The 24,932-nt window shown below is 41.2% G+C and carries 6 protein-coding genes; all 6 read left to right on the top strand.

The annotated features are described in order from the left end of the window. Positions 1-324: 324 nt before the first annotated feature. The 6 genes from HXT39_RS04875 (at position 325) to HXT39_RS04850 (ending at position 24,805) form a co-directional block, all read left to right on the top strand. Positions 325-6,381, top strand: coding sequence for a Rib/alpha-like domain-containing protein (locus HXT39_RS04875; protein WP_103013932.1), 6,057 nt, complete (start codon positions 325-327; stop codon positions 6,379-6,381). Positions 6,382-6,653: 272 nt separating this feature from the next. Further along, positions 6,654-8,366: a SpaH/EbpB family LPXTG-anchored major pilin gene (locus HXT39_RS04870; RefSeq protein ID WP_103013933.1), complete on the top strand. Its 1,713-nt coding sequence runs from the start codon at positions 6,654-6,656 to the stop codon at positions 8,364-8,366. Positions 8,367-9,034: 668 nt separating this feature from the next. Further along, a complete protein-coding gene (locus HXT39_RS04865) occupies positions 9,035-10,180 on the top strand; it encodes a class C sortase (protein ID WP_102703399.1) in 1,146 nt (381 codons plus the stop codon). Positions 10,181-11,152: 972 nt separating this feature from the next. Beyond that, positions 11,153-17,254 (top strand): S8 family serine peptidase, encoded by a 6,102-nt coding sequence (locus tag HXT39_RS04860; RefSeq protein WP_102703400.1) that lies wholly within the window; start codon positions 11,153-11,155, stop codon positions 17,252-17,254. Between the two features lie 441 nt (positions 17,255-17,695). Beyond that, positions 17,696-18,454, top strand: a complete 759-nt coding sequence (locus HXT39_RS04855; RefSeq protein WP_102155368.1) for an Abi family protein — start codon at positions 17,696-17,698, stop codon at positions 18,452-18,454. 723 nt (positions 18,455-19,177) lie between these two features. After that, complete coding sequence (locus tag HXT39_RS04850) at positions 19,178-24,805, top strand: S8 family serine peptidase (RefSeq protein ID WP_102703493.1); 5,628 nt, start codon at positions 19,178-19,180, stop codon at positions 24,803-24,805. Positions 24,806-24,932: the final 127 nt, after the last annotated feature.

Genomic DNA, 24,932 nt, shown 5'->3' with positions numbered 1-24,932 from the left:
TTTAGCGATATTCGCGAATTATAGAAATTTTTTATATGCACAATTATAATACGTGTTTTGCTTGAAATCCTTCATGGGGGGGGGTATAAATATTAGGGGCTTTTCAGCAACCATGCTTGTATATAGGGCATGCAGGTATGTTATACTGGACTACCTGTGGTTGGCTCTGTCTGTGGCATTTGCAGTAGTGTGCGTACAAGGTTTTAGTGCACCGAGCATTGGCATCGCATGCAGGTTGAGTGCGTGAAGTCTTAAAGATTAGAGAGTTGGAATTTGAGATATACTGCGGCTTGTGCAGCAGTGGAGGACTAGGAAGGCGAGAAAATGTTACCAGCAAAGTTCCGTGGATTCGCATCACGCGTGGGTCGTCTTGCGTCGCGCGCTTTGGTCTGGCATAAGACCAGCGAGCGTGATGCCGCCGTTCGTACTTCCAGCACCACAGTTATTTCTTCCAGCAATGCCAGTACTTTCGGCACCGCCAGCACTTCTTTCGACAAAGCAGTCATTTCCGACAGCGCAGCCAATTCCGACAACGTTACCACCATCGCTCGCACCGCTCACCCAGCCCACACTCTTCGTCGCGCGCTCTTCGCAATGTTCGTAGCCGCCGCCACCATAGTAACCATGCTCATAGTGCCGCCGATGAAAGAAGCTAATGCAGCTAATGTTAGTTGGGATTACATTGGTAATGGGTATATTTCTCCTAACTCTGTTGCGAGTTATGATGTATATAGAGATTTCGATGTTCAGTCTCCAGATATAAATACAGTAACCGTTAATGGAAAGAAAAAAACAACCATCACTTGGAATGTTCTTTTTAACGCAAATGGATGCAGAATTAAAAAAATAGAAAATCCAAATGTAGATTGTGATGAAAATACTGCTCTACATGCGTATGATGGTAGACCTGATTTTTATCTTATTCTTCCAAAAAACATCAAGGATAATAGCATAAGAATTACAAGGTATCGTACAAAATTTGCTGGTTACAGTGGTAGAGGCAAAAGGTTTGTTTGGGAAGAACGAGGCAAAGATCAAATACCAAGCGATTTTAATGGTTATACTAATGCTACGCGCTTACCAGGTGATAGTGATTATGAGAATTTCTGGAAAGCATCTATTGAAAAATGTGGTTTAGGTACAGATGCAACATGTGAAGTAGATACATGGCGTCGAGCTGGTAATTTTGGTAGGTTATTTAAATCTTGGGAACAAGATAACGCTGTAGATTCTATTCGCTGGATTGTTACTGCAGAAGTTGAAGAAGGCAGTGACCCTTATAAGTTACCTTTTATGGCAGGTTGGATTTCCTACTATGGAGATAAGCATAAGTTTACAGTTTTTGGTCCGTATGATCATGATGGCGACGGCATACCAGACTTGGAAGAGTTTAAGTATGGTTTAAATCCTAAAAATGATGATGACATCCAATTCCCAAAGAGGTCTAAAGAGGACGCTGTTTACGGTGAAGTTACTTCCGTGAAACCGTATATAAATACTGGTGAGTGGGTTGGTGATTCTTATAACGGCGATTTTAAATATTATAAGGACATGCCAAATCATGGGGGCAGAACTACGACTGAGATGATTCCAACTGATGCTGGAATAGAATTTACGTTTAAAAAGAATGGAATTGGAAATAGTGAGATACTTCCGCCCGGTGTTACTAAGACTAATAATCCTAATAATATGCAGCCTGGTCAAGCATATATTAACCCAAAAACAGGCGAAGTTAAGTATAGTCCTAAGGCTTCTGATAGAAACAAAACTATACATTTTGAAGTTCAAATAAACTATCCTGACCCTAAGCCAAACAATTGTAAAATGAACAATTCAATTGTGAAGGTAAAAGGCGTTGATATACACGTTGTTTCGCAGGCGTCCCGGTATAACCCTTACTATGACGATACTACAGTAAAAGCTGGTGAAGAAAAGAATTCTCCAAATCCAAAAGACAGGGGAGGGAAACAATTCCCATCTGGCACTAAGTTTAAGGCAGAAATTTATAATAAGTATCAAAATCCACCAACTTGGGCAAAGATTAATAACGAGTCCACTGGTGTTGTCACTTTCCACCCAAATAAGTGGGTTCCTGCTTCTAAAACTGGTCAGCCTGAGAAGAGACCTGTAGTTGTGCATTATCCTGATGGTTCAACTTCGAAGGATAAAGATTCTGGTAATCATGGTGATCCAGTTAATGCTCAAGTGTATGTAACAAGAGATAACCCTGGCACTGGTGACTTGCAGCTCCATATTCATAAGAACCAAAATGGTCAAGAGATTAACTATACCAATGGATTCGTATTCCGCAAGAATCGTGATGTTACTCCACACCCATGGATAGATTCTTGGTCAGTGCAGGAACCTGGCGATATTACTATTCGCTCTGTGTGTGCTGATACTACAAATCTTCTGAATCTTAAGTTTTATCTTAACGGTATTAATGGAATAACAATAAATGGTGAAAAACCGTGGCCTCATGCTACTGATGAGGAACAAGAAAAGTGCCGAAATGGTCAGGGCTGTGCAGCAAACAAATTATTTGATAGCACAGACAGAACCATGGAGCGTACGCGTGGTAGCATCACAGGAAAGCCACTAAAGGTTGGCAATTACCAGTGCACTGTGTATGCTTTGAAGCCTAAGGCTTTGAAGAAATTTGAGGATGCTGAAAAGAAGAATAAGGATATTGGAAAGAAAGACGGTTCTTCTACTAATATCATTGATTCTGATACCTTCAGTGGGTTAAGAGAAGATGTTGATTATACATCTAGAACTGTGCCAATTAAGGTTCACTCCGACGCGCATTATTATAATCCTCAATACGATAAGGTATATGTGCAGGCTGGTGGTAAGTCTAAAGAATCGGCTGCTCCAGTAAGCCATTCTGGTGCTAACGGCGTGAAAGCTAATGACAAGAGTCAACAGGAGCTTGTGCAGAATGGTACTAGGTTGCCAAAAGGCACTTGGTTTGAGCTAAAAGAGTATCCTAAGGATAGTAAACATGTTCTTACATGGTATAAATTTGTCAATAAGCAAAGTAACAAGAAATCAGGCAAGGATGAGCCTGAAGATAGTACTACTGACGCTAGATATGGCAAAGTTACTTTTTCTCCAGAAAAAACTGTAACGCTTGGTGAATATTTTGCTCCTGTAATTGTGCATTATCCAGATGGTTCCACTTCTGAAGATCCGGATTCTGGTAATCTTGGCAAGCCTGTGTATGCGCCTGTAGAGGTAACTAGTCAACCAATCCAAAAAAATGATTTAAAACTCAATGTTTATTCGCAATATGGCGGAAGACGAATTGAAGACAATGATAACAATGGTATGCGTTTCCGTAAAGATGAAGTGTTAGGCGACGCTACTGGTAACACTAAGCCAATGTTCTTTGACTCATGGTCAAGTGCTAAGCAAGGAAAAATTTATCAGCGCATGCTTTGCTATAAAAAGAATCCACAAACTGGTAAACCTGAAAGCTATGAGATTGATGGTATTAATGGTCTGACACTTGCCGGTCGAAAAGGTAATACTACAAGCGGTGAATTTATTGATAAACAACCATCACAATGGACAAGAGCTACTGAAAAGAATAAGGATGAATGTACGGTTCATGGTAAAAACTGCAACCGTAACCTTTACTTATACGGTGATGAGCATGATACCGTAGAGCGCACTTGGGGTTGGTTACATGGCAAGGTTAAGGAAAATGGCGACTTTGTATGCACTGTGTACGCTATTAAAGACCTTGAGGGTAAAAATGGTAAGAAGGGTGGTTTACAAACTAAGTTTAATAGTGCTGTAGAAGGTTTTGTAAAGAATCCTGGTAATCGCAAGTTTGAAGATGTTATTAAATCAGTCTTAACAGATAAGCCGGGTAGTGAAGATAGTCCTCAAGAAGCCACTCAAAGGCACGTCGATTGGGATTCGGTAACCTTCCCAATTCATGTGCATAGTGATGCTCACTACTACAACCCAGAGTATAAGGCTATTAGTATGGAGGCTGGTACTAAAAAAGCCACTGAGGTGCCTAAGAGCAAGAAGACTGCCAACGATGCTAATACGTCGCAAGACGATGTGCGTGAAGGTGATCTACCGGACGGAACTTGGTTTAAGTTTAAGAAATCTTTAAGCTACACATTCTTTGAGGATGATCAAGATAATAAAGCTGACTCTGGTGATTCAGCTAAGAATGGCACGGGTCAGTTTGGTAAGGTTACGTTCCGACCGCACAAGTGGTTCCCTGTTGGTTCTGACAAAGTGCAGGTTATTGTGTACTATCCGGACGGTTCTACTTCTGAAGACCCAGATTCTGGTAATCTTGGTAAACCTATTTATGCGAAGGTAGACATTACGCGATCGCATGATGAGGATGCTGGTAATTTACGGCTGAATGTTGGCGATCGTGAAGGTAGCGGCGACTGGAATAATACTACCATCAAACTCACTAAGGGCGAGGAACTTAGTACTTCTAAAAAGACGACCCGTTGGCTTGATTCATGGTCCAAGTATAAGCCTGGAAAAATCAATTTGCGCACAATTTGCAATAAGATTAATTCAGACGGCACTAAGTCTCACTACCAGTCGGGCGGTATTGCTGGTATTAAGATGCAAGATGTAAAGATTTGGGATCATACTGAAGCTGCGTCAGCGCAGAAAGCTTGCGAGAAGGATGCAAGTCAGTGCCACCCTGATAGGCAGCTATACGACGATTACATTGCAAATGGTAACTCAAAAGATACCACTGAGCGTACTCGTGGGTGGATTAAAGGCAAGGCTAACGAATCCGGCGACTACGAATGCGTAGTTTACGCGATTAAAGCAAAACAGTTTAAGACAGACAATAACGATTTGCTTGCTAGATTCGATGCAGCTGTTGGTGCACTTAACAAAGATGCAAGTAAGAATAACACTGATCCTTTGAAAGACTTCAAGTGGAAGCTTGATGGTAATAACGGCAACAAAAACGCGGTTAAAGGTGTTGACTACGAGTATCGCGCAATACCAATCCACATTCACAACGACAACCACTTCTACAACCCGAAGTATGTTGATGTGAATGTTACGGCTGGTCAAAAGGTTGAGAATGCTGTGCCGCAAAGCGTTAAGAGTGCTAACGGTGCGGATAAATACCAGGATGCTGTGAAGGCTGGTGCGCTTCCGGACGGAACTTGGTTTGAGTTTAAGGATGCTACTCACGGATTTGAAGTAAATAATGACGGCACTGCTGGAAACAAGGTGTCTTTAGACTGGTCGTATTGGGCTTCTGGCAACGCCGCAGATAACACCGGTGAGCAGAGCAATAAGCCTGACAATCCTTCCAAGCAAAAGAATGGCAAGCACAGTTCCAAGGATGACGGCACGCGTTACGGCAAAGTGACCTTCCACCCAGATCAAGCTGTTGCTCCTAAAGCGTACTTGAAAGAGATTATCATCCATTACCCGGATGGCTCCACTTCGGACGACCCGGATTCTGGTAACAACGGCAAGCCTGTGTATGCGAAAGTTACAGTTGGGGGCCTCAGTGGAGCTGACAAGGATCTTAAGATGACATTGCTCAGATCTCAAGATGCTGATCCTGAACATGACAAGCTTGGTGGTGCCAATTCTCTTACCGTCATGAGCGGCACGAGCCTTACTAAGAATCCGTATGTGCTCGCGTGGAGCTTGAAGGATCGTCGCGATATTTCATTGCGTATGATGTGTTCTAAGCAAAGCGAGCAAAAGTGGAGTCGCGGGCTTGACGATACGCTCAATATGCATCTGAACCAGAATTATGGCGAAGATGTAAAGCCGTGGGCTTTTGCAAGTGCTGAGCAGCGAAAGTCTTGCAGTCAAGACAGTAAGAATTGCATGGCTAACTTGCTGTATGGCTTTACGAAGAATGATAAAGATCCGAACAGCATAGAAAACGCTGTGTCTCGCAGTGAAGACGATATTGCTGGCGTACCTCAAAAGGCTGGAAATTACACGTGCGCTGTGTTTGCGTTGAAGCCGAATGCGTTGACGGTGTTTAATGACACTGTTGATGCTGGGCTTAGTACTGATAAAAAGTATTCGTCTACAAATATGCAAGCAGCTCAGCTTACCGGCGTAGTCGTTGGAAAAGACTGGAACAGAATTGCTGTTAATGTGACCGTGATCGATCCGCCTAAATTCGCTCTGCCAAAGACCGGCGGAATGAACTGGAACGTGCTGCTTGGTACGTTTGCTGTGATTGGCACGGGCGTGATGGCGGCTGGGTTCTTCCTTGAACAAACCAAGTGGGGGCGCGCGATGCTCGAGGCGTTGCTGCGTAAGACACTGATTAAAGATTTTATCTGCAAAACTGCCAAAAAGCTTCGCGCTTTAAGGCGACGTAGCGAAAGGTGGCGATGCTGATGAAAATTTTCTGCAGCTTAAAAACTGCAGTATCAACGTTCCATGTGCTGGCAATGGCATTACGCGTTACACAGTGATGTTACACAGTGACGGTAATTATGCCGGAGCATGGTTCGGATTTAATCTTGCTGCGCGCGGCGCAAATCGTAGCCGCCGACAGAGTTCATGCGGCTTTGCGATGACTCCGCCGACCGTGCGCAACACAAAATAAAACAATAAACGTATTTTCCTCAAAACCTGCCCACAAGGGCACTGATATAAAGGAGAAGAAAGTGAATAAATTCACTAAACAATGCGTGACGGCATTCGCCTCGCTCGCAATGGCTGGCACGCTGTGCGTCGCCGGCGCCGTGGTGGCAAACAACGTAGCATTTGCTACGGGTCCTACAGCAGCTGAAAAAGCCCCATGGGATCTTGGCAATGAAGCTACCACTAAGAAGGGTTCCATTACCATCAAGAAGTATAAAGACGAAGTTGATAATGGTTCTCAAAAGAAGTCTACGCCTATTAATGGTGCAGAATTTAAGATTACAAAAGTGTTACAAATTGGTTCTACAAATATTGATCTTAAAAAACGTGCTGATTGGGTAACTATCGCTGGAGTAGTGAAAAAACTTAACGAGCATAAAGAAACTGAAGCCCAAGTTCACTTAGGAACAGATGCTTCTAGCACGCAAACTAAAACAACTGGTCAACAAGGTCAGAAGAATGGTGAAGTAGCATTCACTAATCTTGAACTTGGATTATACAAAGTTGAAGAAACTAAAGCTGCTGAAGGTTATTCAAATGATGTAGCACCATTTTATGTGACTGTTCCTCAAATTACCCGCGAAGATAAAAAAGTAAATAATACCTACACTTATGATGTTGTTGTAGAACCGAAGAACGCTTACATTAAGGATAGTGTTACTAAGACAGCAGATACTACTAAGATGGTTGGTGCTGGAGATGAGATCACATACACTATTAAAGCTAAGTTGAATAAGACAAAAGCTACTAACGGCAATAAGAATCTCACTGAAAATGATCTTCAGGACTTTGCCATTTATGATGATGTTTTAACTTCAGCATATAAAACCGTTAATTCAAGTGTTATTGCTGAAGTAAAAATCAATGGTGACACTGCTGCAATGACTAAAGATCAGGACTACACCGTTTCTGAAGAATCTGGAACTACTGACAATGGCATTAATACTGATCGTAAGCGCATTAAGGTTACATTTAAGAAGGGTGTTGCTAATAAAGGACTTCAAGCTATTGCAGCAAAAGCAAATGTTCTTGATTCAAAACCGGTAGAAATTGATGTTACTGTAAAACTTCAGTTAGTATCAGACTTGAGTAGTTTTGTCGGTAAAAACAAAGTTCTTGAAAACAAGTCTGGCTTTATTCCTGGTCACGGTGATGGCATTCAACCAAAGCCAACTCCTGGTGGCAGTGCAACAACTGAATTCCGTAAGTTCCACATTAAGAAAGTCGATGCAACTGATAAGACAAAGGCTCTTAACAAGGCTGAATTCAAGGCATTTGCTAATGAAGCTGAAGCTAAGAAGTGTGCTGCTGACCCAAGTGCTACTAACGCTTGTAGTAAAGCAATGACCGGTTTTGCTGATGCTGTTCCACAAACTAATACCGAAGCTACTATCACTACAACTGGTGTTGACGGGAATAAGAATGGCGTGACTAAAGATTATATTGCTAAGGTTACGGATCAGAATAGCAAGATTTATCTTGTTGAGGTTAAGGCTCCAGATGGATACACTCGTTCTGATAAAGTTCATGAAGTTTCTTTGACTTCTGGCGATACTGCTCAGGAGATTGAGATTGTGAATATTCCAGATAATAAGGGTGGCTTCTGGTTCAACCTTCCAAAGACCGGTGCCGCAGGCGTGATTATCTTCGCGTTGGCTGGCATGTGCTTGGTTGCTGTTGGCATGTTCATCTTCTTGCGCAACCGCAAGAAGGATGAAGAGCAGCAGGCTGCCTGATTTGGGTTTTGATGCTCGCTGTTAGGTGAGTGTCTTGTGGGGTGCAGGGATTTATACTTCCTGCGCCCCACCCAATTAATAGCTAAAAATAACTAAATAATAAACTAATTCATTAGAGTTCTGCCGACGTTGTTTCTGTAGCTTTGCAGTATTGCTTTGCAAACGGCGATTACTTATTGCTTAGTGAACTTTAGCAGTATTGCTCTGCAGACGTTGAGTATTTATTGCTTAAAGAACACTAGCGTCATTGCTGCTGCACACACTACACCAGAAACCTCAACCTACGAACCCACCCGCAGCTTAATTTCGATACTCTAGTTGCACTTAGTAAACCACGCACTTTACGTAACAAACTTAACGAGTCTATGAGTTTTGTGTTGTGGTCTAATGTGGTAGAGTCTCAAAAGTTTTCGGGCAGAGCAATAAAAGAGGACTGAGGAAGCAACATTCTTTTAAGAACAAAGCAGACAGTAAAACCTTTAACAGTTAAAGCGACGAAGGACGGGAGTTGCGATGCTGAAAACTTTCGAGGCTCATTAGTCCGTTTGCAGAAAACACCAGTCAAAACTCATAGACGATACGTAAGAATATCGCAAACAAAATCGCAAATAAACTAAACCACATAACTTAACCAATTTAAGCCTATTAAACTCACGAAACGAGGAAGCATGAAATTAAACGATGCTGTTGCTAAAGTATATGCTTTCCTCAACAAAATCTCCCTGAATATCCCCATCGTAAGTAAGCTTCTCAAAAACCAAACAAACGCAACCCAAACTAACGAAACCAACTTAACCGAATCAAACGCAACCGAAAATAACGCAATCGAAAATAACGCAACTCAAACCCACGCAACCGAAGCAAAATCCGCCGAAAGTAATCAAAAATCTAAGCAAAAAACCAATCAAAAATCTAAGCTCCGCCGCATCGTCGAGCCAATCGCATTCGTGTTGGCAGGCATTTTGTGCTTCAGTTACCCTGTTGTTTCAACGCTTTGGAACAATCGCGTGTCGAAGGAAATTTCTAACGCGTACGACAAGTATAACCACGATCAGGCTGGTGACGTGCGCCGCGCTCACATTCGCGCAGCGAAGCTTTACAATAAAACTCGCAAAAATATGCTTACCACGGATCCGTATGGTCCGGATGGGCAAAAAGACATAACTAACACGCCTGAATACAAGCGTTATCTTAAGGCGCTTGAGGAGCCTATGGGCATTATCGGCATCGTAAAAATTCCGAAGATTGGCGTAAAACTTCCTATTTATCACGGCAGTTCGCAGGAAGTTTTAGCGCACGGCGCTGGTCATTTGTATGGCACTGATTTGCCGGTTGGCGGCAAGAACCGCCACACAGTTATTACCGCGCACACGGGTCTTGCGGATGCAACCATGTTCGATGATTTGGTGAATTTAAAGAAGGGCGACTACTTCTACCTCGACGTGCAAGGCGAAACTTTACGATACAAAGTATTCCGCATCAGCGTGGTTGAGCCGCACGATATTAGTTTGTTACAGCGCGAAAAGGGGCGCGACTTGGCGACACTGCTAACGTGTACCCCGTATGGCGTGAATTCGCATAGGCTTTTGGTGACGGGGTATCGTGTGCTGCCGGACCCTGTGAAGGTGCCGGGTGACCACGTGCAATGGCCGCTTTGGATGACGCTATTCGTGATTGCAATGGCGTTCTCATTGATTATTTTGTCCATGATGATTGCCGCGGCAACGTCTAAGCGAGGGCGACAGCTCGACATTCGCGGCAAGCATTTGCTGGTACTTTCGCGCAAGATGCTGCGTAAGTTGCGTCGCGAGTAGCGCGACGACCTGCCTGAGCGCTGCGATTTAGCGCGCGAAGGCAATTCGGAGCGCCGAGCTTGCTTAGGGTTGAAAGCACGGTGTGCTTTCAACGCAAGCGAGGTCTGCCTTCGTCAGTAAAGACGAAGGCAGGGCAGGTTCGTGTGGCTGTGTTTTAGGAACTAGGTTGTGTTTTGTGTGCGCTAACGACCTGCCTGAGCGCAGTATTGCGCGCGCGAAGGCAATTCGGAGCGGAAACTCGCTTGGGTTGGAAGTCCAGTGGACTTCCAACGCGAGTTTCGTAAGTGAGTGCTGTGGTTGCGCGCGTTTGGAGCGTCGCACAACGCTAATCCCTCCAAATGTGAGAAACTTTCCTCGCGTTTGGAGTGCTAAAGTAGCGCAAACCCTCCAAACGTGAGATAACTCTCGCGCGAGCGTAAAATTTAGGTCAGTTGCGCATATCGTCGGTTGGCTGAAAAATTTACGGTTTATATTGCGCAACGAACCAACATTTGTTGGTAAATCAGCAATATTTTTTTAAAAAACATTGTCAAAATGCAAGGTTTTTGAAAAATTCTGTAAATTATATGTTAACTACAGATTTTTTACATGTTACTTGTGGAAAAGTGTTTGCGAGGAAATGGCGTAATTTAGCCATTTTTTCTATCCTAAATACAAATTTTTCAAATTTTATTTGCTAAATTAACAAGTTAAAAAAATTTTTTCTCTTTAAACAAGTGCTAGAGTATATGAAAAATATTTTGTTGCACTTGCAAAAATACACCATTATTTGCTGTTTGCATGGGGGGGGGGTATATCTCTTATGCGATATTTAGCGGAAATGATTCAAACCAGCGTAACAAAAATATTTACACCCGCATGAAAAATTTTGGCAGCCAGTATGAAAGATTTTGGCAGCTGGCATGAGTTTGTGATAGCTAGAACCGAAATTTTTCCGGGATAACAACCACCATTTTGAAGGAGAGTATGTTTATGAAGTTCAAACGAACGTCATATCTGACTCGTTTAGCAGCATTAAGTGTGGCCGCGGCGACGCTTATGGTGCCGCTTGGTACAGTTCCTGCGGCATTTGCAAAAAATGATAATGAAACTAAAAAAGATGAGAATGCACTTGTCTCTAAGATGCTTGATTCATCTTTAAAAGATAATAGTGAGATTAAGTCTATAGAAGATTTACGCCATGTTAATCCAACTCTTGCTAAAGCTTTTGAGAATTACAGTAAAAAAGATCAATTTAATAAAAATTCAAATGCTCAAGTGACTGTTGTTGTTACGTTGAAAAATAATCATCCGAAACTCACGAATTATGACGAAAAAGCCAACATTCATGAGCAGAATGTTTTAATTAACCGCGTAAAGTCAAAGTACAATATGACGGTTCGTCGCCAAGTTGGTTATTTAATGAGTGCTTTTGAAGCTACTCTCCCTGAAAAACACGTTCAAGATTTGAAACGTGAGCCAGGTGTAGTTTCTGTCGCAAAAGAACGTTTATATCATCCAATGGAAAATACTGCACGTAATTTGCAAGGTGTGCAAGCTGCGTTTAAAAAATATCATCTTGATGGCACTGGTATGTTGGTTTCCATCATCGATACGGGCATAGATCCAACTCACCAAGATATGAAGCTTGATGCTTCAGCTAAGACGCATCTTCGATTACAGCCAACAGGTAAAGGCAACACTACTGACAAAGTGCCTGCAGGTTTCAATTACGCTGATGAAAATACTAATTTCACAGATTCGGGTGCGGAACAGCACGGTATGCACGTAGCTGGTATTGTGGCTGCTAACGGCGATGAGACTGGTGCTCCTGCATCTGAACATAATCGTGTTGATGGCATAGCTCCAAACGCTCAGCTGCTTGCTATGAAAGTATTCTCAAACGTGCCGGGTTCGCATGGTGCTCGTGATGTTGATATTGTTGCTGCAATCGAGGATTCTGTAAAGCTTGGTGCTGATGTTATTAACATGTCTCTCGGATCAGATAACGGTTTTGGTGGAACTTCTAATGCTACATCTCTCGCTTTAAAGAAGGCTCACGAAGCTGGTGTGCTTCCAGTTATTTCTGCAGGAAACTCCGGCTTGAACTTCTCTGAAAGTGGTGGCATAGACGATGTTCTAGGTAAGTGGGATGATGCAACTCTTGGTTCACCATCTTCTTATCCTTCTGCTTTCAGCGTTGCTTCTGTAGAAAATTCAAATATTACTCAGCAGTCTGCAAATTGGGTTGGAAAAGATGGCAAGTCACATACTTTGCCGTACAGCTATTCTATTGGTTCTTTAACGGATGCACTATCTCAGCATGAACTTGTGGATGCTAAAAAAGCCACTAAAGCTGATGTTAAAGATCTTGATCTTACAGGTAAATATGCTCTCGTAGAACGTGGCGATATCAGTTTTACTGAAAAGTTTAATAATGCGATTTCTAAAGGTGCTAAAGGTGTGATTGTTTACAATCACGACAAAGATTCATCCTTATTCATAGGAATGGGTGGATTGGACAAAATCAAAGGTTGCTTTGGTGCGTCTATTCCTCGTTCTTATGCATTAGAAATTAAAAAAGCATTAGATAATGGTGAGAAAGTAAAGATTGCTTTCACTGAACAATTCGTTACTATCGCCAATCCGGATGATGGGAAGCCTTCTAGCTTTACTTCTTGGGGTCCAACTCCAGAATTTGATTTTAAACCTCAAATTGCTGGCATCGGTGGTAATGTTTGGTCTACGCAGAATGGAAATAAGTACACCAGCATGTCTGGTACTTCCATGGCTGCTCCAAACGTTTCCGGTCTTTCAGCGTTAGTGATGGAAAGCTATAAGAAGCGTTTCCCTGATCTTAAAAAGTCTGAAATGGCTACTCGTGTAAGCCAAGCATTAATGAATACAGCAAGTATTATTGGACATAAAGATTCTGCAAATAGTAAGAAAATTCCTTACGCTCCTCGTCAAATCGGTGCTGGCTTAGCTCAGGTCGATAAAGCTGTTGCTACTAACGTGATTGCAACAGTCGATGGCAATGCGTATGTGGCTTTTAAAAACGTGAATTCTAATCGCAACTTTACAGTTACTTTACATAATTATGGTAAGAATCCAGTAAAATTTGCTGTCCCAGATCAGGATGTTGTAAATGAGTCTAATGAGGCCAATAAAGATACAGTAACCTCTATTAGTGATACTGAAACGTTGCAATCAAAAACGCGTGAAGTTACGGTAAAGCCTGGCAAAACCGCTGATGTTAAGTTTACGTTAAGCCCAAATCGTTCTAAAGGCAATCATTATATTGAAGGTTGGGCGCGATTTGAATCGCTTACTGATACTCAGCCAGATGTTTCTGTGCCATATCTTGGCTTTGTTGGCGATTGGAACGATGAACCTATAATGGTAAAACCGGGAGAAAGCTATAGTGCAAGCCACAGTGATCTTACGACATCATTGCTTTCTGTAGCTGGTTTTATGGGTAAACTTCCGGTTAATAATGAAACGAAGCCTTATGTACTTGGCGAATTTTCACCTGCAAATAGAGATGGCTGGATGGATTATGTTGTTCCATCTATGGCTATATTCCGCGGTGCATCTGAAGTAAAATATTCTGTGTTGGATTCACATAATAAAACTAAGATTGTTCTTGGAACAGAACACAACGTGAATCGTTCTACTATTTCTAATGTTGGAGCAACCGATGGCTTAGCTGGAAATTTCGACGGGTCTGTGTGGAATCCAAAAACAAGTAGATTTGAAATTCTTCCTGACGGATGGTACACGTATCGTATTCAAGCTCGCTTAGGAGATAAGTTTGATTGGCAAACTTATGACATGAAGGTAGCAATCGATAATCATGGACCTAAAGTCACAGTATCTGATCGTGATGCTAACGGCAATGTGAAGATTGTTATTAGTGATGAGTTAAGCCCTGATCCTGGCGTACCAACTATTCATCTTCCTGGTGTAAAGGATGCCTTGAACTATGGTGATGAAGACACTCAATGCCCGTTGAATGAAGCAACTCGTACGCGAGTGTGCAAGACTATTCACATTGGTAATGAAGCTCAATACATAGATGTGCTTGTTCGAGACAATGCTATGAATTCAACTGAGGTTAAAAAGGTATTCGACACATATGCTGTGAAGAAACCGGATGGTTCAGAAGAATCTAAGAAGAACAAGAAGTTTATTATTCCAAATGAACAAAAACTTACTTCTCAACAAATTAAAGCTAATGCTCTAGAAGAAAGTAAGACCGACCCAGATATTAATGGTAAGTTCTATCTTGAGGGATATCTCACTAAAGATGTTGCTTCTATAAAAGCTTATGTGACTCCTGAAGGCGGTAAAAAGCAGGAAGTCAAATTAGCTAAAAAGCGCAAGGGTGAGAATACTTTCTATGCGTTTGTGCCACTGAAAAATGGTGAAAATACTGTGATGCTTAAAGCTTTTGATAGTAAGGGTGACCGTATTGGCAATAAGAAACTTGTTTTAAAGTTTAATGCACAAACACCTAAGATTACTGTTGATGGTCTTGACAACAAGGGTAATTTGCCTGTAGCTGCAGATGGTAAAGTAACTGTTGCTGGTAAAGTAACTGATACTCCTGGAGATACTGTAAAGCTAACGCTTAATTATCAAAAGGCTGCTGACAACACTACTGCAGCTAATGCAGTTGCTGGTTCTGTGAACAATCATGCTTCTGGTTCTGCCTCTGAATCTACTACTAAAGCTGTTTCTGGTGCTAATACAACTTCAGCAGCGAATATTAATGCAAATGTGAAGCAAGCAGATATAGCTGCAGCTAGTAAAGAAACTGAAGAAGTAGTAACTGTTGGTAAAGACGGTAGCTTCAAAACAGTTATTACTCCTGCCGCTAAAGCTGTTATGGTAACTCTTGTAGCTACTGATTCTGCTGAAAACACTACAACTATAGGTTTGGCTCTCGCTGGTCGTTCAACTCCTACGCCTAAACCTGCAGCTGCAACAAAAGATTTCATGCTTACTAATGCTGGCTCTATGGGTTCTTATGCGTGGTTAATTCATAAGAAGAATAATGGTCCAGACGTTATTGGCACTGATTACTTTGTTGCTCAAGGTGATGTGAGTTCCAAAGTGACTAGCGTGGTGTTTACTCCAGCTTCGCGTTTTGATGCTACAACTAAGAATCTTGTAACTCCAAACCCATTGCGTGCTGAAATTAAGAACGGAAAGTTTAGTGTAAAGCTTCCAATGCATCCGGGTATAAATGATTTCCGCTTGCAGGTGAACACTAAATCAACTGACGAAGATGCTGATGAAGACGATGAAACGAATGTAATCGATACTCCTGCAGCATTCTACTTCGACATTACGCCTCCAACAGCACATTTCGATACTCCAAAACTGTATGGTCACACGTTGTTCACTAATCGTGACACAGTGACTTTCAGTGGAAATGTATCAGATGATGCTTTCGGTCAAAGTTTGCGAATTAATAATGATTCTGTAGGTGATTTCTACACTTTGGACACGAATGGTAAAGAAACAACTCGTCGCCAATTCTCAACTGACATTCAAGTAGACAATGGTGATAAGTTGCTGCTGCACTTAAGTGATCAGGTTGAATCTCATTTACTTGGTGTGATTCCAGTTGTTCTTGATGAAGTTGATCCTACTGTTAAAGCAGGTTTGGTTGAAGGCGAAGAAATCACTGATGGTCACGAAATTACTGTTAAAGCAGAAGATGATAATTTGAAGTCTTTGCGCGTTATGGTTGATGGTCATCCAGTAGCGTATACGGAAAATTATCTTCCAACTACAGCAGTAGAGGACACATTAGTGGATGTTTCTAAGGTTAACGATAATCCAACTCCAGATAAGCCAAGTTCTACAACATTAACGTTGAAGATTCCTACTAAGAAGTTGGTTGATGGTACTCACACTATCACTATTGAGGCGACCGATTTTGCTGGTAATACAGCAAGTGACGCAAGTAATAATGCAAATGGAGCTACTGCATATACATTCACGGTGAAGAATGGTGTGAAGCCTGGTGAGAATCCAACGAAGCCAAGTAATTCAGGAACCAAGGATGAGTCAACTCAAACTGATTCTGCACCAATTCCTCCTGCTTCTACAAAAAAGATCCAAAAGTCTCTTGCTGGATTAGAAACCAAGAATGTCACAGCTGGAAAGGAAGTAAAGATTTATGTTTCTGGACAGCCTGAAGCTGTGAAGAAAGCCAAATCCGGTGATCGCATGTATGCGTTCATTTACTCTGATCCTAAGGATCTTAAGGGTGAAGATGGTCATGAATATGTGACAGTGCATACTGATGAAAACGGTAAGTACTATTTCAAGGCTTTGATTCCTAGCGGATATTCAGGTAAGCACACAATCTTACTTATGGATGCAAATGGTAACCAGATTGCTTCTGGAGAGGTATCTGTATCTTCCTCTGCTTCTTCTGATAGTGGCAGCCAAACTGGTTCTGATAATAAGAATAATCAGAACCAGAATGGTAGCGGTAATGCTGGTAATACTGGTAACTCTGGTAATACTGGTAATAGCGAAGGTGGAAGCACGGGTCACGGTAACGGTAGTGGCAACAACGGTGGCAGCACTAGCGGTAATGCAAGCGGTAATACTAGCGGTAATACTAGCGGTAATGCCAGCGGTGATACCAACAATAATAGCCGCGGTGGTAATCATGGCGGTAGCCACAGCTCTAATCATGGCGGTAGCCACAGCTCTAACCACGGCGGTAATCATGGTGGAAAATCCTTTACTACTGGAGGTAATTCCAGTAATAATTCGGAGTCGTCCTCAAAGGATGATGCGGATTCTACTAATGCAGGCGCATCCGCTGCATCCGGCGATGCCGCTGCCAATGGCAACGCAAGTTCTGCCAATGGCAACGCAAGTGCTGCGAATGCTAACGCTGCTGCAAAGCAGAAGGCTGCCGCTAAGTCTGCCGCCAAGAAGATGACTTCTGATTTGGCGATGACTGGTAGCAGTGTGATTGGCATGGTTGTGACGTTTATGGTGCTGCTTGCAAGCGGTGCTGTAACGTTTAAAACTCGCCGCCATCATACGCACACAAGCAAGTAAATAAACAAAATAAGTAAATAACATAAATAAACAAAGAGCACTTTTCATCTTCTAGTAAGATGGGAGTGCTCTTTTTGTATGTAATATATTTTGGAGAATAATCCATAGTTTGTTTTACATATTAATTTGCTTTATCATTCATTCACGTGGATACTCGTTCGCTCTCCAAATGCGAGACAAGTTCCCCGTGTTTGGAGCAAAACACAACCTAAAACCCTCCAAATGTGAGAAACTTTCCTCGCTTTTGGAGTACCACACAAACCTACGTTTAGTAAACCCACCATCCAAAAACAACTGAGCTCTTGTTCTAAACAAACAAGAGCTCAATGAAATCACGTGTAGGAGCAACCTACACAGGTAAATTAGAGTCTACCACATCCCCTTAGAATTTGCGTTTGCCATGTTATATTTCGTGGCGAATGTCAAACTAAATGTGCAATAATGTACAATATTTTCATGTCTGCTAATACATTTTTTACTTTGCAAGAAGCGCAACAATTTTGTGGCGTGGCTAGATTTAATCGTTATATGCGCGATGCAAATAATGATTTAGGTACAGCTATGCTTATATGCAAATCGAATCATGAATTAGCAGGAATATTGCATGAGCAGATTGGATACGTAGAAATATGCGTGCGTAATTCAATTGATTTAGAACTTCGTAAACTTGCGTTGAAAGAAAAGCAAAATGAGGAATGGACCAATCCTCTGTATACGCCAGATTTGGTTAAAGATTTGATTGAAAATCAAATCAAGCAAGCGAGAGAAATCGCAGTTCACTCGCATGATGGTAGAAGTGTAAATCATGATGACATTTTATCTAAACTCATGTGGGGAACATGGGTAAAGCTTGTTGGATCTTCAGAAACAAAAAATAGCAATCGCATTCAACAAAAACTTTGGAAAGACGCTGTAGGCAATGCGTTTCCATTTGTGAACTGTTCAAAAATGAATAAAGAGTACGATGAGGATAGAAGAATAATAGCAAAAAATCTTATTTATATTAAAGAGATTAGGAATAAAGCAGCTCATTTTGATAATTTATATAACATAGCTAGGGGAAAGAGGAATCTTACGAACGCACTGTTTACGCTACTTCATGCGGTTAATAAGTCGTTTACAACTGGATGGATTGATCCCTCAAAAATACGTAAAGCTGCTAATAAATATTTGGAACTGATGATTGGTGTTGATGATTAGTACTGATGATTGGTGTTGATGAAGTAAACGGTATGAAAGCAAATGCGTAAGTTGCGCGAACTACCTGCCTGAGCGCGCGCAATGCTGCGCTCAAGCAAGTCGTCGCGCCCATGTTTGGAGGTCTTTGGTGGGTTTTTGCTCAAATCGAGGTAACGCTCTCACCGTGTAAAGTTTCGGTCAGTTGCGCATATCGTCGGTTGGCTGAAAAATTTACGGTTTATATTGCGCAACGAACCAACATTTGTTGGTAAATCAGCAATATTTTTTTAAAAAACATTGTCAAAATGCAAGGTTTTTGAAAAATTCTGTAAATTATATGTTAACTACAGATTTTTTACATGTTACTTGTGGAAAAGTGTTTGCGAGGAAATGGCGTAATTTAGCCATTTTTTCTATCCTAAATACAAATTTTTCAAATTTTATTTGCTAAATTAACAAGTTAAAAAAATTTTTTCTCTTTAAACAAGTGCTAGAGTATATGAAAAATATTTTGTTGCACTTGCAAAAATACACCATTATTTGCTGTTTGCATGGGGGGGGGGGTATATCTCTTATGCGATATTTAGCGGAAATGATTCAAACCAGCGTAACAAAAATATTTACACCCGCATGAAAAATTTTGGCAGCCAGTATGAAAGATTTTGGCAGCTGGCATGAGTTTGTGATAGCTAGAACCGAAATTTTTCCGGGATAACAACCACCATTTTGAAGGAGAGTATGTTTATGAAGTTCAAACGAACGTCATATCTGACTCGTTTAGCAGCATTAAGTGTGGCTTCGGCGACGCTTATGGTGCCGCTTGGTACAGCAAATGCTAAAGACAATAGTGCTGAGAACAATAATCTCGCACAAGTTGTAAATCAAAAGAATAAGAATAATAAAACAACCAAGTATCTTGATCCTAAGATTGTCAGCAGAATAGTTAATAATCCATTTAATAGGACTGGTTCTTCTAATAAGCCTGTAACTGTTATTGTTACTTTGAAGAAACAGCCAAAACTTCCTTCGAAACAATCTGAAAACAGTAATAAAGCTGACCAGAATCGTCTTATTGGAAAATGGTCTTCAAAATATGGCATGACAGTACGTCGCCAATTTGGTTACCTGATGAATGGTTTTGAAGCAACGTTACCAGCTAACAAAGTTGCGGCTTTACGCCACGAACACGAGGTAGCTTCCGTTGCAAAAGAACGTTTGTATTACCCTCTTGAAAATTATGCTCGCGGTTTGCAGGGTGTGAATGAAGAATTTAAGAAGCGTGGACTTGATGGAACCGGAATGCTTGTGGCTATTATCGATACGGGCATAGATCCAAGTCACCATGATATGAAGCTTGATTTCAAAGCTGAAAAAGTTCGTAAGATTAAGAACACATTCCCATCTAATGGTGTAAAGTTCACTAATAAAGTTCCTGCGGGCTGGAATTATGCTGATGAAAACTACACTATTACAGATAGTGGTGCAGAGCAGCATGGCATGCACGTAGCTGGTATTGTGGCAGCTAATGGTGATGATGAGAATAAGCCAGCTGATAAAAACGGTCATATTAACGGCATTGCTCCAAATGCTCAGCTACTTGCAATGAAAGTATTTTCAAATAAGCCGGGAGCGCACGGAGCTCGTGATGCTGATATAGTTGCCGCAATTGAGGATTCTGTAAAGCTTCATGCAGACGTTATTAACATGTCTCTCGGCTCAGATAACGGTTTTGGTGGAGCTTCTAACGCTACATCTCTCGCTTTAAAGAAGGCTCGCGAAGCTGGTGTGCTTCCAGTTATTTCTGCAGGAAACTCCGGTTTAAGCTTCTCTACATCTGGAGGAACTAATGATGCATTAGGAAAGTGGGATGATGCAACTCTTGGTTCACCATCTTCTTATCCTTCTGCTTTCAGTGTTGCTTCTGTAGAAAATTCTTATATTATTCAAACCGCTGGTTCATATACAGATAAAGCTAATAAGACAACTGAGATTCCTTACTCTATAGCCTCAGGAAAAGCTGATGGTAAAGAACATGAGATTGTGAATATCGGTCTTGGTAAAAAAGATGAAGTTAAAGATTTGAATCTTCACGGAAAGTACGCTTTAGTTGAACGTGGCGTAATAGCATTTAGTGAAAAATTCCAGAATGCTATTGATAAGGGTGCTGATGGTGTAATCGTTTATAACAAAGCTGGCGATTCAGCACAGTTCCTTGGCATGGCTGGAGTTGATAAGTTCACATGCTTTGGAGCATCAATTCGTCGTGAAGATGCTTTAAAGATTGTTGATGCACTCAAAGCTAACGCAAGTGGTACAGTTAAGGTTTCCTTCTCTGATAAGACAATGGGCATTGCAAATCCTGATAAGTTGCATCCTTCTAGCTTTACTTCTTGGGGTCCAACGCCAGAACTTGATTTTAAGCCTCATATTGCTGGCATCGGCGGTAACGTGTGGTCTACTCAGAACAACAACAAGTACACTAATATGTCTGGTACTTCTATGGCTGCTCCAAACGTTTCCGGTCTTTCAGCTTTGGTGATGGAAAGCTATATGAGGCGTTTCCCTAAGCTTTCTCCAAAAGATCGTGCTACTCGTGTTGAACAAGCCTTGATGAATACGGCTGAGATTCTCAATAATTCCAGCAATGTACCATTTGCTCCTCGTCAAATCGGCGCTGGCTTAGCTCAGGTTGATAAAGCTGTTGCTGCTAACGTGATTGCAACAGTCGATGGTAATTCATACGTGGCTTTACGTCAGGTTAATGGAGATCGTAAGTTCACTGTTAAACTGCATAATTATGGAGATAAGGCTGTAACTTATGAAGTTCCTAAACAAAATGTTGTTAATGAATCTAATAATGCTGGTGAAGAAACTACTACCTCTATTAGCTCAGAAACATTAGCTTCTTCGACTAATACAGTTACAGTAGATCCTAAGTCAGAAAAGGAAGTAGAGTTTACATTAACTCCAGACGTGACTCGCGACCATTATGTTGAAGGTTGGGCGCGTTTTACTTCAAAGACTTCTGGGGAACCAGATTTGGCTGTTCCATATCTTGGCTTTGTTGGCAATTGGGATAAGGAACCAATTCTTGTAAAGCCTGGTGAAGAGTATCTTCAAAATACAATTAATATGACTACTTCGCTTATTGCCGAAAGTTATTTTGGTGATGTGCAAGTTAATGATGAAGCTCCTGGTCATTTAGAATTTTCTCCAAATGGTGATGAGTTATTCGATAAGATACGACCATCATTAGCATTATTCCGTAATGCAAGTTTAATACAGTATTCTGTTTTGGATAATTCTGGTAAGACTGTTGCAGAAGTAGGAGAGGAACATGACGTTTCTCGTTCTAATTTCTCAGAATTATTACGTGATCCAAGAGCATTAAATAGTTCTATTGATTTTGATGGAACTATTTATGATAAGACATCTACTGATATTGCGCATTGGAATAAGAAACTTCCTGATGGCAAATATATTTATCGAGTAAAAGCTTGCTTGACTAAGGATATGTGCCAAACGACTGATATGCATTTTAACCTTGATACTAAAGCTCCAACCGTTACAATTAGTGAACCTGATAATGATGGTAAAATCACCATTACAGCTCATGATGAGTTAAGTGAAACGTTGAGTGATCCAGGTGTAAAAGTTAATGGTAACAGTGATTATGTCAAGGTTAATGATAATGATTGCAGCGAAACTCATGACGCAAATGGCTATACTCGCACTTGCAAAGTTAATGTAGGTAAGGATGCTTATTACGTCAATGTCAGTTTGCATGATGGCGGTTTCAATGAAACCAATACTTCCAAAGTGTTTAAGGGATTTGCTAATAAAAAGATTCTCATAAATAATGAGGTTAATCTTAAGAATATTGGCATTAAGGATGTCACTGCTAAAAAAGATAACGGTGTTGATAAATACAGCATCGAAATCTCTGGACGTATTGCTGATGATTGCAAGGATGTGAAAGCTTATGTTCAATCAGGAACTGAAGCAGAAGAAGAATTAGCTGTTAAGACAGATGATTCTGAGTTTAGCTTTAAAGCTCCTATTAAACAAGGTGCTAATACAATAAAAGTTAAGGCAAAAGGTTCTGATAATAAAGAAGTGGTTGAAACTCTTGCAACTAATTTCGACGGAAAAGCACCAATAATTAAACTAACTAATGCAGATAGTAATGGGAATGTAACAATTGACCAAACTGGTGCAGTAGAAGTTAAAGGTGAAGTTAAGGACGATACTACTCCAAAGCAGAATCTCACGTTTACTGTCAAGTATAGTAAAGATGAGGTTGTTGGTAGTGAAGTCCAGACTGAACAAGTGGAAGAGCCTGTAAATGTTGCTACTGATGGCTCATTTACTGTAAAAGTTATTCCATCTGCTAGTACATATTCAGTTACCTTGGTTGCTAATGATGGAGTTAACACAGCTACTCAGAATGTAGGTTTCGCTAATCGCGTTATGCCAACAAAGACAGAGCCAAAGCTTTATAATATTTCACTGAGTAATGCTAATAGCTTAGGATCATACAACTGGATTGTTCCTGGAGATAGTGGTACTTCGCTCGATTCATTTAATGCAAACGGCAAAGTAAGTAACAAAGCTACAGAAATACTATTTACAAAAGCTAATCGAGTTAAAGATGATGGTTCGGGGTATGAGGACTTTGATCCTATAGCTGCAACAATCACTAAGTCCACTAATGCAAATGCTGATTCCACATTCACGGTAACTCTGCCAATGCATCCTGGAATAAATGACTTTAGGATGATTGTTAAAGAGGGAAGTGATGTGGTATTAGACACTCCAGTTGCTTTCTATTTCGACAGACAGGCTCCAGAAGTAATGTTTAGCACTCCAAAGTTGTATGGCGGCAGAATATTCACTAATAATGACACTGTGAAATTCAAGGGTGTTATTAGTGATGATTTTGCTGGCTATACTCTTAAGATTAATAATCTTATTGCTTCAGACAACTTCAGTACTGATTCTAAAGGCAAAGAAACTAATGCTCAGAGCTTCGATAGAGATGTTGAAGTTAAAAATGGAGAGTTTGTGTTAATCCAAGCCATCGATCAGATGTCTAGTGCACTGTATGGTCGTGCTCCTGTTGTTGTTGATAAGGATGCTCCTTCTGTGACACTTGGAATAAAGGACAATGATCATGTTGAAGCAAATCGTAAGATTTCTGTAACAGCTAAAGATGATCATTTGAAGTTATTGCGAGTGAAGATTGATGGTAAAGAAGTAAATCATGCAAGTAATGGTCTTAAAGAAACGGATATTAAGCTGAGTAAGAATAATCCTTACGATGCTACTTTTGCCGATCTGAAAGATCTGAAGGATCCGCTGAAGGTAGATGTTGATTTCAATTCACTTTCTGCCGGAAAGCACTTAATCACAGTTGAAGCTGTTGATTATGCGGGTAACGTTGCAACGAAGAATACTTCCGCAGAATTCGTCGTTGAAAAGAAGTCGAATGATGGTCATGGGAACGATCATGGTTCCTCCTCTGTAACTGTCAATCCTCCTTCCGCCTCAACTCCAGCACCTAAAGCTCCTGAATCTACCGCAAAGCTAGATCAGTCGCTTAAGGGAATCCTTGTTGCAGGTGAACATATGAATAATGTTGTTCGTGCTGGTAAGAGCAATCCTGTGAAGTTGTATTTCGCTGGCATGGATGCTCCTGCTAAGGGTGATGCTGGCTCTAAGTCTCACAAGACTAAGGTCTCTTCTGTCACGAGCGAGTTCATCAAGGAACTTAAGAAAAACAAGGTTGCTTACGCTTATGCTTACATGTATTCTTCGCCTGTGTTATTGAAGGGCGCAGATGGATCTAAGTATGTGAAAGTAACTTTGGATAAGAATGGTCAACCTCAGTTTAATGTTGTGATTCCAGCTGGCTACTTCGGTAAGCATATGATTGTTTTGCTTAACGACAAAGGTGAGCAGCTTGCTTGGGCTAACGTGTGGGTTGTTCCTGAGAATGCTACAGCGTTCGATGAAACAGCTGCAGAGATTAACCTGAAGTATTCGGAGCTTCATTCTGGTACTGGATTTGATAACGGATTAGGTGCTGATTCTGGATTTGGCACATTTACTGGCACTACTTACGTTGGTACAGACGGAAATGCCTCCAGTGGAAGTGGCAACGCAGGTGCTGCATCCGGCAACGCTGCTGCAAAGCAGAAGGCTGCTGAAAAGGAGCAGGCTGCCGCTAAGTCTGCCGCCAAGAAGATGACTTCTGATTTGGCGATGACTGGTAGCAGTGTGATTGGCATGGTTGTGACGTTTATGGTGTTGTTTGCAAGCGGTGCTGTAACGTTTAAAACTCGCCGCCATCATACGCACACAAGCAAGTAAATAAACAAAATAAGTAAATAACATAAATAAACAAAGAGCACTTTTCATCTTCTAGTAAGATGGGAGTGCTCTTTTTGTATGTAATATATTTTGGAGAATAATCCGAATAACCTGAATAACCTTAATA

The sequence above is a fragment of the Gardnerella sp. DNF01159 genome (genome assembly GCF_049244215.1).
GTDB classification, from domain to species: domain Bacteria; phylum Actinomycetota; class Actinomycetes; order Actinomycetales; family Bifidobacteriaceae; genus Bifidobacterium; species Bifidobacterium swidsinskii.
This window is presented reverse-complemented; position numbering and strand designations above follow the sequence as displayed.